Here is a 13930-nt window from a genome sequence, read left to right as displayed (position 1 = left end):
CCCCCCGTATCGGAAGGAGACCCGCACCGATTGGCGGCCCGGCTCGCCGATGGATTGCCGGACAATTCGACCGCTGTTGTTCGAATGCACGGTCGTGTCGCGATCGCCGTGGAAGACGAGGGTCGGAATGGGCGTGCCGTCGCCCGGCTTTGCTTCTGACCCGCCGCCTTGCTTCATGGCGATCAGCGCGGAGGGAGGACGCGAGAGCGGCGCGGGCCCGAGGAGGGAACTGGGGGGAACTGATGCGGTCACTAACGCAAGCTGAGGGTCCCCGTGACCTTCTTCAGTCTTAACCCATCGACTGCGAGCGAACCATTATCGTGGGATTGCATGCCCAATGCAGCTCTTCGCCCGTTCGAGGAAAGCCGCGATCTTCGCCAGACAGCGCCTTGCCGACGCGCTTCGCGGGCAGCTGGCCGAACTGAAGCGGGCCGTCTCGATGTGTCACGCCGAGATCGAAGCGCAAGGCGAAGACCGAAACGGGTGATGCGTGGAAAGGCAATGCAGTGACTGAAGTTGCGGTACCGCGAAACGCTTCGGTGCTCAGCATGGAAGGCGCATGTCCGCTCCGTTATGAAGCGCATGAGGGTTTCGTCATGGACCAGGCTCACGGTCGCGATCGGCCGCCGAAAGACCCGGCGATTTCATAGTGCTCAACGCGCTGCGTGGCTCCGATCAGCGCAGGTCTGCGGCGGCGTCCTCCATGCCCTTGCAGGCTTCGCGTCAATCCGCGCGCTCGCGGTCGGTCTGTCGCTGACGCGCATAATGGTCCTGGCGCACTGGGTGACGTAGTCCCGGGATTCGCGCTTGGGGCAATTCTCGACGCCCTCCGGATTTGGACCGGCTATTCGACGAGGCGAACTGTTGGCTGCGACCTTGGCGCAGCCATCACTGTTCTCATGCCTGAGCGCAACGAAATCGCAATGAATTGGGTGAAACGACCGTGAACAAAACGGGACGGAAGCACCTGCAGCATCAAGAAAAATCAACAACTTAGAAGATGCTCACTGCGTTCGGGACGCAATGCGTGCTCAGGCTACCGCCTGAAAAAGCAATTTGAGATGGTTGCACGTCCCCGCAACCAACTGAAAGATCGGCGGTCAAATCAATCCAGCCCCGGGGGGCCAACCGTAGAATAAGCCCGGCTACGCCAGAAACGAACAGGCACAATCGTTTAGAACAGGATCAAAAATCTAGGTCTTTCAACGTTAGACGTAGCAAGAACCGGGTTCGCTCGGCTGCTGATGGCTGCGCACTGCGCCGCCACCAGTGCGTCGCGGTCATGTTCTCGACCCCGGTTGAAGTGATGCTCTCGAAACTGGAGACGATCATACCCCTGATACGACGCGGACAAGACCATCGTCGTCCATGTATCCCCGTCGATCGGTACGCAGCGGCCATTGATCATGGCGTGCGCAGTCTCTTCCGGCCGTTTTCCGTAGCTCTGAATGGAACACAGCCACCGGCCTGCGGCGGACAAGTTCAACCCTAGCTAGAGGCATTATAGATTATTGTCGTTGCGAACGAATTTCTGAGTTTCTAACTGTTTCGCGTGCAGTGGGCGCCCTGATCAATCAAGAGGTTAGCGGGCCGAAGGGGCCGCATGACCGGGTCAAGAGTCATACAACGCGTTGGCCGGCAGGGCCCGACCAGTGTCATGGCCCAAGGGCGAATGGAGGCAAGGCCGGGACCGGGACGCGGCAGGATTGTGCGTGATCGGGGGAGAAGGCTCTGATGAAGGAAGGGCTTGATCCACGCTTCGCTCTGTATCTGTCCTATCGCGCCGTTCTCATCGACTACGCCTCGTACCTGCTCGGCTCTCGCGAGGGCGCCGAGGACCTGGTCCAGGAAGCATTCATCAAATTCATCCCGACAGGTGACGGGAGAACGCCGAGCGCCCGTCCACGATCATATCTGTTCCGTATCGTGCACAATCTGGCCGTTGACGTGCTGCGGCGGAAGCGGCTGGAAAATCTGCGAAGCGCCCACAATGCGCCGGTCTGGGCCAGCTCACAGGCCGCACCCACGCCTGAGGAAACCGTTCTTTATTATGAGAACGAGCGCCGAGCCATGGACATCATCGCCGGGCTGCCGGAGAAACAGCGCATTGCGCTGGAAATGCACAGGTTCGGCGGACACTCGGTCGAAGAGGTGGCTGCCCACCTCGGAGTCTCTGTTCCGACGGTCTACCGTCTCATCCAAGCGGCCGTAGCAACGGTCACGATTCGGCTCGAACAGGACTCGGACGGCCGCGAATAGTCTTGTAAAGAAACATGTGAAGCCAGCGACTTCGTTCGGGTTGACGGCTTTGTCTTGTTCATTGGTAGACGGCGACACAGCACCGCGACAGGGAACATTGGAACGTTGGCTGCGAAACACGATACGGAGCATCAGCTGCTCGAGGAGGCGACAGGCTGGATTCTACGATTGGAAGACGCGTCCCAGGGCTCCGCAGTATTCGATGAATTCAAAGCCTGGCTTGCGGCTTGCGAGCAGAACCGGCGCGCGTGGGAGCGCGCCAACAAGACATGGACCGTGCTCGGCGCGGTCAAACCCGCCTACGATCAGAAGGTTTGGGAAGACGTCGATCCGCGCTTGAAATTGCACGTGGCGCACACCTCCGCACCCGGCTTTTCTCCACGCTCCGGGACGGTGCGCAGATCATATCGTCGACCAATCGAGATTGTTGTCGCCGCGGTTGTCGCGGCATGCGTGCTGTGGATTGCAGCTCCAGCAATCCTCATTGCCATCCACGCCGACTATCGTACCGCCGCCGGCCACACCGAACATATTCGGATGGCCGATGGCTCCGTCGTCGAGCTCGGCGGAGGCAGTGCGATCAAGGCCGATATCGGAACGACAGAGCGCCGCGTTACGCTGCTGGCAGGAGAGGTCTTCTTCGACGTCGCAACCGATACCAGGCGGCCGTTCCTCGTCGATGCGCAGGGCGTCGAAATCAAGGTGCATGGCACCGCCTTCAATATCCAGGCCTCATCGACAAGCACGAAAGTTGCGCTGCTGCGCGGCTCCATCGAAGCCACGCCCGCCGCGAAGGACGAACCATCTGCCGTTCTCAAGCCTGGCCAAATGTTCGTCGTCGATCACATGACAGGTAATGTAAGCATCGAGCCGGTATCCCTTGAGGAAATCGGATCCTGGCGTGAAGGAAAGGTCATTCTGTCCAACGTCACCGTGGAATCGGCCATCGAATTGATCCAGCGCTATTTCTCGGCCTTGATTTTGCTTCCCGACAGAAGCCTTGCGGGCCGCAAGGTGAGCGGGCTGTTCGATCTGCGCGATCCTGACCGCGCGCTCGCTGGGCTCGTCGAGCCCTTCGGCGGCAAAGTCCGTGCCCTGACCCCGTTCGTGCGGATCGTGTCGCGTCTGTAATTGGTTCGCTCGCAAATCTTATAATTCCTCCAAAACGAGCGCTACCGTGAGAATCTTGCGGCAGCTCTACGTCTTTGCGGTCGGAAGTGCATGCCTACGGAGTGGCTGCGCAATGACAAGTGAAGAAGAGCGAGTTGATGCATACTGGGGGCGTAACAAATAGAATTGGATCGGTCACACAAAGTAGGTCGAAGCGCGCGACTATCCGATTGCTCCGGAGTGCTGGCGTCTGCGCGCTGTCTGCCGGGCCGGTATTATACGCGCACCTTGCTTTCGCTCAGATCGTGCAAACGCAAGATACGACCGCTCCGGCGCGTCAGTTCAACATTCCGGCTCAGCCGCTGACGAACGCGCTCAGCCAGTTCGGCCGCCAGTCCGGACTTCAGGTCGCATTTCCCTCCGAAGCGTCGCAGGGTGTGCGATCCAACTCCGTTGTCGGTAGCTTCACGCCGCAGCAGGCGCTCGAGCGGCTTCTGCGCGGAACCGGCGTCAGCTACCGCATCACCTCGCAAGGAACGGCCGTCGTTGGCGGGCGACCCTCAGCCGACGCATCAGACGCTGCCGGCCGGCCGGCGGCCGACGGTTCTCTTGTTCTCGATCCCATCAATGTGACCGCCAATCGTTCTACGACGAACGGAGATACGCCCTATGAGACCCCCGGATCGGTTTCGCACGTCTCGCGCGAGCAACTCGATCGGCTGCCGCCGGCGTCGGCCGGCGACGTGTTCATCGATACGCCCGGCGTAATCTCGGCGGGCAATCATGTCGGCACGTCGATCAATCCCAATATCCGGGGCCTGCAAGGCATGGGCCGCGTGGGCACGACGATTGACGGTGCGCGCCAGAACACGAGCTCCTATCGGGGCTATATCGGCAACCGCGACGAGACCTATGTCGATCCCGATCTGATCGGCGGTGTCGACATTTCCAAGGGACCGGGCAGCGGAGTGGGTGGTGGGAGCATCGGTGGCACCGTCAATTTCCGCACCCTCGACGCAGGCGACATCGTCAAGGACGGCCAGACATTTGGTACGCGCATGAGAGGCAGCCTCGCCACCAACGGGGTAGCGGAGCAGGCGCCAAGTTTCTTGTCGAACAACGCTGTCAATACGGCGGCCAATGGCCGGCCATCCTTTTTCAACGGCGACACATATTCGGGCAGTGCGGCCGTCGCTGCGATCAAGGAGAACTACGAATTCATTGTCGCCTATTCCAAGCACGTGCAAGGCAACTACTTCGCCGGAACAAAAGTCCCTGATGGAATCACATTCCGTCCTGCAAACGCGGTTACGACGACCGCAAATGCCAATTCGCTCGTAAAGCCTGGCCAGGAGGTCTTCAACACCTCCGAAAACACGGATTCGTTTCTTGCAAAAGGAAAGGTGAAGTGGGGCGACGGCCAGTCGCTTGAACTCGGCTATCTCTCCTACAACTCCCATTACGGTGAGATTGATGAGCTGAGCTATCAGGCTGCGATAGTGTCGGGAATTTTACCCTACGGACAATTCCCGCTGTCCGAGACCCGTGTCGATACTTACACGGCCAAATATAAGTATGAGCCGTCGGACAGTCCGTATGTGAAAATGCGGGCCAACCTCTGGCTGACCGATCTTGCGGCGCAACGCCATGGCGTGCTTCCTGGTCCCTACGGCGACACTACGCTCGGCGGAGATGTCGGCAACACCTCCGTGTTCACCACGCCGCTCGGTCAGCTCACCTGGGACAACGGCGTTGAATTCACGCGTGAGCGCGCTACGGCCGAGCAGTTTCCGAGTTCGGTGTCGGGGTCGGAGGGCTGGGAAACCTACGGCCCTTCGGGCGTGCGACTGATGACGGGGACATTCAGCAACGCAAGCCTCAGGCCGATCGACTGGCTGACGCTCTCCGCAGGGCTGCGCTATGACCATTACAATTCCAGCGGCGAAGGATACCTCACCAAGTTTCCTGATCGGTCCGGCGGGCGTGTTAGTCCCAATGCCGCTGTCGTTATATCGCCCATGGAGGGAATCCAGTTCTACGGCCAGTACAAGGAAGGCTACCGCCCTCCGAGCCTCCGTGAAACGCACTGGCATTATCAGGGACTGCTCTGGAATAATCCGGATTTGCAGCCCGAGATCGCCAAGGATTACGAAGCCGGCCTGAATATCCTGCGTAACAACGTTCTCCAATCCGGCGACAAGCTTCGCGTCAAGCTCGCCTATTTCGACAATCACTATGATGACTATATCGTCCGCTACCAGACCGGGAGTGGATCGACCGGATCCGACGCGGACCATAAATACGTATGGTACAATATCAACGGCGCCAACTTCCGCGGCTTCGAAATATCCGGCAACTATGACTCGGGCGCGTTTTTCCTCGAGGGCGCCTTCACCAAATACACCAAGGTTGAATATTGCGAGACAGCAGGAAGCTGCGCGCCGCCGACGTCACAGTTCGATTTGGCGAGCCCGACAGGCGCACTGAAAAACGATTACGCTGCGAATTATGTCCCGCCGAATTATGCCGGCAGCGTGACGGCCGGCATCCGGTTGTTCGATCAGAAGCTGACGTTGGGCGGACGGGTCCAGTTCTCATCGGCACGCTCGGGCAGCGTCTGGCCGCCAACCAGCGGCGATACATTCACTTGGCCCTCATATCAGGTGTATGACCTCTTCGGCATCTACAAGATCGATGACGACTCGACGATCAATTTCAGCATCGAGAATCTAACGGACCAATATTACTTCGGCGCGCTGACCTCGATCGCCGTCCCGTCGCCGGGCCGAACCGCCCGGATCAGCTACACGACGACGCTGAACGAAACGACGCCTCTCGTTCGTCATCTTCCTAACGCGAGACTCGGAAATGCCTCGGACGGCGCTCCGGGGAGCGACTGGACCGGTCTTTATCTCGGCGGCCACCTCGGTTACGGCCTGGCCCGCACCAAGGGAGTCACGACGGCCGGCGATGGAACGCCCGGAGCTATCCCGGCGACGGAGTCGGCTGACCTGAGCTTCCGCGATCTGACGAGAGGCTTGCAGGGCGGGTTCAATTATCAGTTCTCGAACCGCGTGGTGATCGGTATCGAGGGAGATTATTCCTGGACCAAGTTCCGGAAGACGCAGGACGCCATTGCAACGGAAGCCCCCAAGCTCACGACAGGCAGCTTCCTGCAGGCCAAGACCGACTACCAGTTCGACTGGACGGCGTCGCTGCGCGCCCGCGTCGGCTACGCTTTCGATCGCGTGCTTGTTTATGCGATGGGCGGTCGGACGTTCCTGAACGAAAGCGAAGTGCGCAGTCAGTATCGGGCCGTCAGTGGAAGCGTGCCTAGCACTCAACTCAACTTGCGCGAAGAGGTCTCAGTGACACGTAGCGGATGGACGTTCGGCGGGGGATTCGAATATGCGCTGACCAATAACTGGTCTCTTAAAGGAGAGTATTCTTACGATCATTTCGGAAATGAGGACTTCCTCTTCCCAAATGCGACCGCCGGCGTGACGCTGCCGTACGCGGTGCAGACCCAAATCTGCGCAGTTTACTTTCCTCCTTCCCGCGGCGGCGGATGTCGCCTCTATCGCACCCAGACAGTCACAGTTCCTGGCTCATCCCAGACCACAAACGGCCGCAAGGCGGAAAACGATCTTGATCTTCATGCAATCAAGATCGGCGTGAACTATCGCTTCTAATTCAAGGGGGGCGGCACTTTCACCGCGAGATCGACGCGCGTTACGACAAGTCCGAGGCCGATGTCTATTCCGCGCCGGCCGTGACGGCGACTGCATCGCTAGAGCCCAAGTTTCCCCACCTCTCGACGTGGGGTCCGAGGTTCGTCAGCAGGACGAACATTTGAGCAAGAGAAGAGGTAAAGATGACTTCGACCATCAACCTTACATCGGCCAGCAGCGATCTTTTGGGATATCTTACCGGTGCCTGGGAAAACGACTTCAACTACAATGACAACGGTGCTTTCTATCCGACCTCCTCACCCTACTCGGAATGGGCGGCGGGCAATAGCGGGGTTTCGGGCGTCTCGGGTGTGATCCTGCATGGCTCGGGATTCACCTACTCGCCTCCCGGCGGATTCAGCGGCACCATCACCGAACTCGACTTTGGCCACGGTCTTACTGGCAGCAGCAGTTCTGGTTTCGGATTGACCACGCCCGAACTTTCGATCGAACTCGGCGGCTCCGGCGGCACGAGCCCGGATACGACGTTCAATCAGGCAATCTATGTGCTCTCCCATGGCGGCAGTGTTTATGGCCAAACCGAGTTCGGTCAGCCCTTTGCCGGGCTGGTCGATTATCTCGGCGAGACGGGCACCACCCAGAACGGCACCTCCGGCGACGACTACCTGTACAGCTTCTATGGAAACGACGCGCTCTCCGGAAACGGCGGAAGCTCGGACTTCGACACGTTCAAGTGGGATCATAGCCTCTACGATTCCAGCCACGGTTTCGGAAACGACACGATCAGTGACTTCGTTCAGGGCAACGATCTCATCGATTTCAAGAACTATGGCTGGTCCGACTACAGCCAGTTCATCAGCGACAGCCATGTGAACGTCGCAGGTAACACCATCACCTACACCGATGGGACCAACGCGAGCCTGCACAGCACGGTCACGGTCGACGGCGTCTCGAGCCTGTCCGCGTCCGACTTCGCCTTCGTCTGATGGCACCACGAGCGCCACGAACAATGAAGCGGACACCGCCGCAGCCGTTGGCTGCGGCGGCTGTTTCCCGTTTCAAACAAGGCGCCGTCGCGCTGGCGCTGGTCAGCGGGGTCATCAACATCCTCGGCCTGACCGCACCGCTTTTCATGCTCCAGGTTTACGACCGCGTGCTGGCAAGCCGCAGCATTCCGACCCTGCTGGGGTTCTCCGTGCTGGCGATGATCGCCTATGGTTTTCAATTGCTTCTCGAAATCATTCGGTCGCGCGTGCTGCTGCGCGCCGGTGAATTTTTCGATCATGAGCTTTCCCGCCGTGTCCATGAGGCAGTTGTGCGGCTTGCTTTGCAGACACGCGCACCGGGGGATGGTCTCCAGGCCCTGCGCGACCTCGACAACATTCGCAGCTTTCTGTCCGGCCAGGGGCCGGCCGCCTTTTTCGATCTGCCATGGGCGCCGCTCTATCTGGCCATCTGCTTCGGCCTCCACGTATGGATCGGCCTCACCGCGCTGGCGGGGGCCGCCATTCTGACGGCCCTGACCATCCTCACCCACAAGTTGTCGTCGGCTCCGGTCCGGGAGACGATCAAATACGGCATGGAACGCAACGCGATCCTGGACGGGTCGCGCCGCAATGCGGAGGTAATCCGTGCATTAGGGCTCGGTGAACGAAGTGCAGACCGATGGATCGCGGTCAACAGGAAGTATCTGGCCGCGAACAGAAGGGCGGGAGACGTTGGCAACGCGCTCGGCGGCACCGCGCGCGTGTTTCGGATCATGTTGCAATCGGCGGTCCTTGGCGTCGGTGGGTATCTCGTCACTCAACAAAGTGCCACGGGCGGCGTCATGGTCGCCAGTTCCGTCATCTTGGGGCGCGCCCTCGCGCCTGTCGATCTCGCGGTCGCCACGTGGCGGTCCCTTTTGATCGCTCGGCAAAGTTGGGCGCGCCTGCGGGATCTCTTGTCGTTCGTCGCACCTCAAGCAAACATGACCCCGCTGCCGAAGCCGAAGGCGAATCTCACCGCTGAGAGGGTCGGCATCGTGGCGCCGGGCCATAGAAAACCAACGGTCGTCGAGGTCAATTTCGGTATTCACGCCGGCAGCGCGCTCGGTATCATCGGTCCCAGCGGCAGTGGCAAATCGACCCGGACCCGCGTTCTCGTCGGGGTCTGGCATCCCGCCCATGGCACGGTGCGCCTTGACGGCGCCTCGCTCGAGCAATGGGACAACGAAAGTCTTGGCCGCCACATCGGCTACCTGCCGCAGGATGTCGAGCTGTTCGACGGGACAATCGCCGAGAACATCGCGCGTCTCGATCCCTGTGCGGATCCCGACCATGTCGTGAAGGCGGCGAAGGCGGCTGGCGTCCATGACCTCATTCTTCGTTTCGACAACGGATATGACACGCCAATCGGCGAGGGGGGGTCGGCCCTTTCTGCGGGACAGCGTCAACGCATTGGTCTCGCACGGGCGCTTTATGGCGATCCGTTTCTCGTGGTTCTCGATGAGCCAAATTCCAATCTCGACACCGAAGGCGAGGGCACTGTCATTCAGGCGATTGCCGCCGTGCGTGCGCGCAAAGGAATAGCAATCGTCGTCGCACACCGGCCGAGTGTGCTCGGCATTGTCGATCTTGTTCTGATGATGGAAAACGGTCGCGCAAGAGCTTTCGGCCCGCGCGATGAGATCCTGCCGCGGATGATGAGGCCGACTTCTGTCCAGCCTGGGTTGAAAAGCTCACCCGCTGATCAGAGGGGGACACATTCGCTCGGACCGCTTCGAGTCGTAGCGGCGCCCGACGACACGTCTCCGGTCCCAACAGAGGAAGGCGATGTCTAACGCCGATGCTGACGCCGTGGTCCGCTCCATCCGGCACCACCTCATTTTCGGCGTTTTCGCTGTGCTTGCATTCACCGCGTGCATCGGCGGATGGTCGGCGGCGACAGAATTGGCTGGCGCCGTGGTCGCCGACGGCACCTTCGTCGTCGAGTCCTATGTGAAAATGGTCCAACATCCGACCGGTGGTGTGGTCGGCGAATTGTTGGTTCGCGAGGGTCAGCTGGTCAAAGCAGGCGATGTGCTGATGCTGGTGCTCTTGATCATCTTCATGGTCGCGGCGCCGCTCGCGACCGTCGATGTTCATGTCGATCTGCCGGCCTCGACCGCGCCGCCGGCGCCGCCTCCCGACAAGCCGGTTTACCTGACGTTGAAGCAGGACCTCACGCTCAATCTCGGCAACGACCCGGTGCCACGGGAGAGACTGCAAGCGGCGATCGAATCGTTCACTGGAGGCAACAAGGATGCGCGCGTCTTCCTGCGCGCTGGCAGGACCGTCGACTATCAACATCTCATGGAGGTGATGAACCTGCTGCGCGAGGCGAGCTATCTGAAGGTCGCGCTGGTCGGCCTCGAAGCGGCGTCAGCAAGCAAGAGCGAACCCGATGAGGCCCGCCCATCACCTGCGGTGGCTGCGCCATGAACGACTTCAATGGCTCGATCACGCGCCGGGCCAAGGTGAGCGAAGCCCTGCTGTGGCTGGCTGCGGGCCTCGTTACGGTCGGCGTCCATGCCGGAGCCGTGGCCTGGCTGCTGCGCGGGAAGGTGGTCGTGGCTGCAGACAATTCACCGCCGGCCGCGATCATGATCGAGCTCGCGGCCGCGCCGGAAGCAATCCAGGCTGCGCGGAACGAGATCACGCCGGACCAGAAATTGGCAGAAGAAAGCGTGCGGCGGAAGGAGCAGAGAGGCGAAGAACGGCCGCCTGAGCAGACGGCCGAACCGGCCACCAGGCCGGTCCAGCCGGCCGAACACCAGGAGATCAAGGAGAAGACCGTCGTGCTGGATAAAGCGGAGGTCCAGCTTCCGACGGAGCAGCCGAAGCCGAAGCCGAAGCAGGAAACCAAGAAGCAAAAACCGAAGGAGAACAAGCCGCCTCTTCGCAAGCAGCAAGCCGCTGCCGAATCGAAGGTCGCCTGGCAGGCGCACGTGGAGGCTCGGCAATCGGACCGCATTGCCGCCGCGCAGACCGCCTCGGGACTGTCGTCAATGTCGCCCGCCAATTGGCAGTCGCTGCTGATGGCTCATCTTGAGCGCCGCAAGCGCTATCCGTCGGACGCAAGAGAGCGCGGCGCGCGCGGGATCGCCTATGTGCGCTTCACGATCGACGGCGCCGGCAAGGTGCTGTCGGCAAGCCTGGTGCGATCGTCCGGATTCGCAGAACTCGATCAGGAGGTGGTGGCGCTGGTGCACCGGGCCTCGCCCGTTCCGGCGCCACCGCCGGGCGTCAGCCGGACGATCACCGTGCCGGTGAACTTCAACGTCAATTAGCGCGCTTCAAGGCGCCAGAGGATCGACAAAGCTACTGTCCTGATTTTCGCTCGAACCCCGCCCTGGCGAAAGGAGGGCGTGAAAGCAAGGAACACCGTTCTGGACGGTGGATTCAAACATGAGCCGGCCCGAACACCTGTTTCAAGAGTTTATCGACGCCCTGCAAACGGCGAGGGATGATCGCGAATTCGAACGGTTGGCAGCACGGTCGGCGCACGGCCTCGGCTTTCGATGGTTTGCGTATTTGAGCATGACCGAGAACGCGCCGAAGTTGATCTCCTCTTATCCGAGATCCTGGACCGACCGTTACTTCCGTCTGAACTATCAGCGCCTTGATCCGGTCATTCACCGCGCCCGCCATGAACACAGCCTGTTCGGCTGGACCACGCAGGGACCAATCCGCCTGCGCAGCAACGAGCAGCGACGGTTCTTCGTCGAGGCCGCGACCTTCGGCATCAAGTCCGGCATCACCATCCCGATCAGAAGCGGTTTCGGGCGAACCGCCGCATTCACCTTGGCAACCGACGATCCTAACTTGCAGCTCGACCGGTTGCTCGCTAGCTCAGGCGACATCCTGCAACTGATCGGCCTCTACTTCCACACCCATGTTTCCAAGCCGCCAGTCGCAACAGACGACGCCGGCAGCGGTGAGGCCATTCTCAGCCAGCGGGAGCGGCAGTGTCTGTCATGGGCCGCGCGCGGCAAGACGTTGGCCGAGACCGCAGTCCTGGTTGGCGTTACGCCTCGCACCATCGCGTTTCACGTGGAGAACGCCCGGCGCAAGCTCGGCGCGGTATCGATTGCGCATTGTGTCGCACTGGCGCTCCGTCGCGGCCTTCTGTCCTAGCGCCGCGGGCGCCGACCTTTCCGGATACGGCTCAGCTCAAAAAAAGCGTATTCACTTCGTCTGGAAACGCTTCTGCTTGCTTGCTAACGGTTGCTCAAGCTTCCTGACCTTGGCAGGTGACCTGTCAAATAGCACAGGCGCTCGACGGCGCGCGTTCTGCTCTGCTGCGCTCTCGCTTAAAGGGAGCTCGCCATGCGCGTCATTGTTCTCGATCATCGTCAGGCCGGACAGCATCTCCATTTGCTTGCCGAGATGTTTCGGCTGCGCCGCCGCGTCTTCAAGGATCGTCTTGGCTGGACCGTCTCCGTGTCGGGAGATTTTGAAATCGACATATATGACACCCTGGATCCGACGTATCTTCTGGCTATCTCGGAGCAGGGGACGGTCTTGGGCTGTGTGCGGCTGCTGCCCACCACCGGTCCGAACATGCTGTCGGATACCTTTGCGGTCTTGCTCGGTTGCAAGGACGCACCACGAAGCGAGCACGTCCTGGAGAGCTCGAGATTCTGCGTCGACACCGAGCGTGCGCCTCAGATCGGCCATGCGGGTGTCAATCGAGCGACCTTCGCCCTGTTCGCTGCGATGTTGGAGACCATGCGAGCAAGGGGCGCTCGGTCAATCGTAACCGTCACTGACACCAGGATGGAGCGCATCCTCAGGCGCGCCGGGTGGCCGCTTGAAAGATTGGCTCCGCCGCAGGTACTTGGTCAAACCACCGCGCTGGCCGGACTGCTGCACGATTCCGATCGGGTGCTTGAGGCGATGTACCATCACGCCGGTCTTGACGGTGCCGTTGTTGTGCTTCCCGGTGCAGGGGCGACGGCCGGCCTGGTCAGTCTCGAGTTCACGGCTCAAACAGGATGAACCGATGTTGGCCGATCCTCACCATAGCTGCATTGTTCTGTTGAACCCGACGCGTGGCAGAACGGATGCGCTTGCCGCGCTGCGCAGCGGAAGTCTGTTCCTGCTTCCGGTCTGTCACGAGTTCTTTGCCGTGCCTCAGTTCGCGGTCGGCGCGTATGAACGGGACGCGCTTCCGGATCAGATCACCGCTTCACTTGAGCATGTTGATCTGGACGCTCTGACTTTGTGGCGAGATCATCGATTTGCAGAGCGTCTTGCCCGCGCCGATGTCAGTGTCATTTTCCTGGGCGGAGGATTTCTGGAGGAAGAGGTCCTCATTGCGGCGCTGGAGGGGGCACGACAGGGTTACGATATCCGGCTGCTCGCAGACCTGGCGGTGGCGCGCCTGGAAGCCGACCGTGCGCTGGTTCTCGATCGGCTCGCCCACCATGGAATCGTCGCGACCACAATCCGGCAGGCCTTGTTGGAATGGGCGGTGTCGCTGGACGATCCGGCCGTGAGCCGAAAAATTCAAGGCTTGCTTTCGTAGCAGGCGCCTCCCGCAAGCTCCCGCTTGCGGGCCGGGCTCTCGTGAACCGAGCCCGTCTTGCGGTCTCGGCCTTCGGCTTCAATCCCTGGCGCAGCCGCCGCACTGCGATCCTCATTGGCCGCACGCGCCTTTGTGAAAAAAGGGTGTCAAAAGCACAATCTTGAGAAGTGGAAACCGGTCGCGACAAACGCAAAGCGTTTGCATCGGAAGGTCACCTCAAACAAACAGATCGGATCGATCCGATTCCGTCCAATCGGATGGTCAAGCGCGTCGTGGATGCGCCGGCCACGGCGAACAAGCAGACCTGATGGAGCCGGCCG

General features: G+C 60.6%; 11 protein-coding genes and 2 pseudogenes. 11 read left to right on the top strand and 2 right to left on the bottom strand.

Features of this window, described 5'->3' with window-relative positions:
- Positions 1–289: 289 nt before the first annotated feature.
- Positions 290–550, bottom strand: a complete 261-nt coding sequence (locus tag CWO89_RS30170) for a hypothetical protein (RefSeq protein WP_130232013.1) — start codon at positions 548–550, stop codon at positions 290–292.
- A gap of 1184 nt (positions 551–1734) precedes the next feature.
- On the opposite strand from CWO89_RS30170, the gene CWO89_RS30165 reads away from it, so the two are divergent.
- The 9 genes and pseudogenes from CWO89_RS30165 (at position 1735) to CWO89_RS30130 (ending at position 12217) form a co-directional block, all read left to right on the top strand.
- The gene (locus tag CWO89_RS30165) at positions 1735–2259 is read left to right on the top strand and encodes an RNA polymerase sigma factor (RefSeq protein ID WP_028168187.1); all 525 of its coding nucleotides are present in this window, start codon (positions 1735–1737) and stop codon (positions 2257–2259) included.
- 54 nt (positions 2260–2313) lie between these two features.
- Positions 2314–2511, top strand: a pseudogene (locus CWO89_RS49680) (FecR/PupR family sigma factor regulator); the annotation flags it as partial.
- 24 nt (positions 2512–2535) lie between these two features.
- Complete coding sequence (locus tag CWO89_RS30160; RefSeq protein ID WP_245476653.1) at positions 2536–3390, top strand: FecR family protein; 855 nt, start codon at positions 2536–2538, stop codon at positions 3388–3390.
- A 284-nt stretch (positions 3391–3674) separates the two neighbouring features.
- Positions 3675–7061, top strand: coding sequence for a TonB-dependent receptor domain-containing protein (locus CWO89_RS30155; RefSeq protein WP_165421396.1), 3387 nt, complete (start codon positions 3675–3677; stop codon positions 7059–7061).
- Positions 7062–7243: 182 nt separating this feature from the next.
- The gene (locus CWO89_RS30150) at positions 7244–8047 is read left to right on the top strand and encodes a hemolysin (RefSeq protein WP_130582200.1); all 804 of its coding nucleotides are present in this window, start codon (positions 7244–7246) and stop codon (positions 8045–8047) included.
- A gap of 23 nt (positions 8048–8070) precedes the next feature.
- The gene (locus CWO89_RS30145; protein WP_130582199.1) at positions 8071–9882 is read left to right on the top strand and encodes a type I secretion system permease/ATPase; all 1812 of its coding nucleotides are present in this window, start codon (positions 8071–8073) and stop codon (positions 9880–9882) included.
- A 241-nt stretch (positions 9883–10123) separates the two neighbouring features.
- A pseudogene (exbD, locus tag CWO89_RS30140) lies at positions 10124–10522 on the top strand (TonB system transport protein ExbD); the annotation flags it as partial.
- Positions 10519–11370: an energy transducer TonB gene (locus CWO89_RS30135; RefSeq protein ID WP_130229738.1), complete on the top strand. Its 852-nt coding sequence runs from the start codon at positions 10519–10521 to the stop codon at positions 11368–11370. The pseudogene exbD and the gene CWO89_RS30135, both read left to right, overlap by 4 nt.
- Positions 11371–11488: 118 nt before the next feature.
- The gene (locus CWO89_RS30130; protein WP_028168181.1) at positions 11489–12217 is read left to right on the top strand and encodes an autoinducer binding domain-containing protein; all 729 of its coding nucleotides are present in this window, start codon (positions 11489–11491) and stop codon (positions 12215–12217) included.
- A gap of 51 nt (positions 12218–12268) precedes the next feature.
- Here CWO89_RS30130 and CWO89_RS30125 read toward each other — a convergent pair whose 3' ends face one another.
- Positions 12269–12457 (bottom strand): hypothetical protein, encoded by a 189-nt coding sequence (locus tag CWO89_RS30125; RefSeq protein WP_051397184.1) that lies wholly within the window; start codon positions 12455–12457, stop codon positions 12269–12271.
- Between CWO89_RS30125 and CWO89_RS30120 the strand changes: the two genes are divergently transcribed.
- Positions 12458–13081: an acyl-homoserine-lactone synthase gene (locus tag CWO89_RS30120; protein ID WP_245476652.1), complete on the top strand. Its 624-nt coding sequence runs from the start codon at positions 12458–12460 to the stop codon at positions 13079–13081.
- Between the two features lie 4 nt (positions 13082–13085).
- The gene (locus tag CWO89_RS30115; RefSeq protein ID WP_130229736.1) at positions 13086–13610 is read left to right on the top strand and encodes a cysteine hydrolase family protein; all 525 of its coding nucleotides are present in this window, start codon (positions 13086–13088) and stop codon (positions 13608–13610) included.
- Positions 13611–13930 lie beyond the last annotated feature (320 nt).

It is taken from the genome of Bradyrhizobium sp. Leo170, from assembly GCF_004296405.1.
Taxonomy (GTDB): domain Bacteria; phylum Pseudomonadota; class Alphaproteobacteria; order Rhizobiales; family Xanthobacteraceae; genus Bradyrhizobium.
The sequence above is the reverse complement of the archived record's forward strand: the minus strand, read 5'-3'. Positions and strand labels throughout refer to the sequence as shown.

Bases quoted from the DNA above. Each gene is read 5' to 3' on its own strand.
- CWO89_RS30125 (WP_051397184.1), bottom strand. From the start codon at position 12,457: ATGGAGATGCTGTCCGGCCTGACGATGATCGAGAACAATGACGCGCAT.
- CWO89_RS30150 (WP_130582200.1), top strand. From the start codon at position 7,244: ATGACTTCGACCATCAACCTTACATCGGCCAGCAGCGATCTTTTGGGA.
- CWO89_RS30115 (WP_130229736.1), top strand. From the start codon at position 13,086: ATGTTGGCCGATCCTCACCATAGCTGCATTGTTCTGTTGAACCCGACG.
- CWO89_RS30165 (WP_028168187.1), top strand. From the start codon at position 1,735: ATGAAGGAAGGGCTTGATCCACGCTTCGCTCTGTATCTGTCCTATCGC.
- CWO89_RS30135 (WP_130229738.1), top strand. From the start codon at position 10,519: ATGAACGACTTCAATGGCTCGATCACGCGCCGGGCCAAGGTGAGCGAA.
- CWO89_RS30170 (WP_130232013.1), bottom strand. From the start codon at position 550: ATGCTGAGCACCGAAGCGTTTCGCGGTACCGCAACTTCAGTCACTGCA.
- CWO89_RS30145 (WP_130582199.1), top strand. From the start codon at position 8,071: ATGAAGCGGACACCGCCGCAGCCGTTGGCTGCGGCGGCTGTTTCCCGT.
- CWO89_RS30130 (WP_028168181.1), top strand. From the start codon at position 11,489: ATGAGCCGGCCCGAACACCTGTTTCAAGAGTTTATCGACGCCCTGCAA.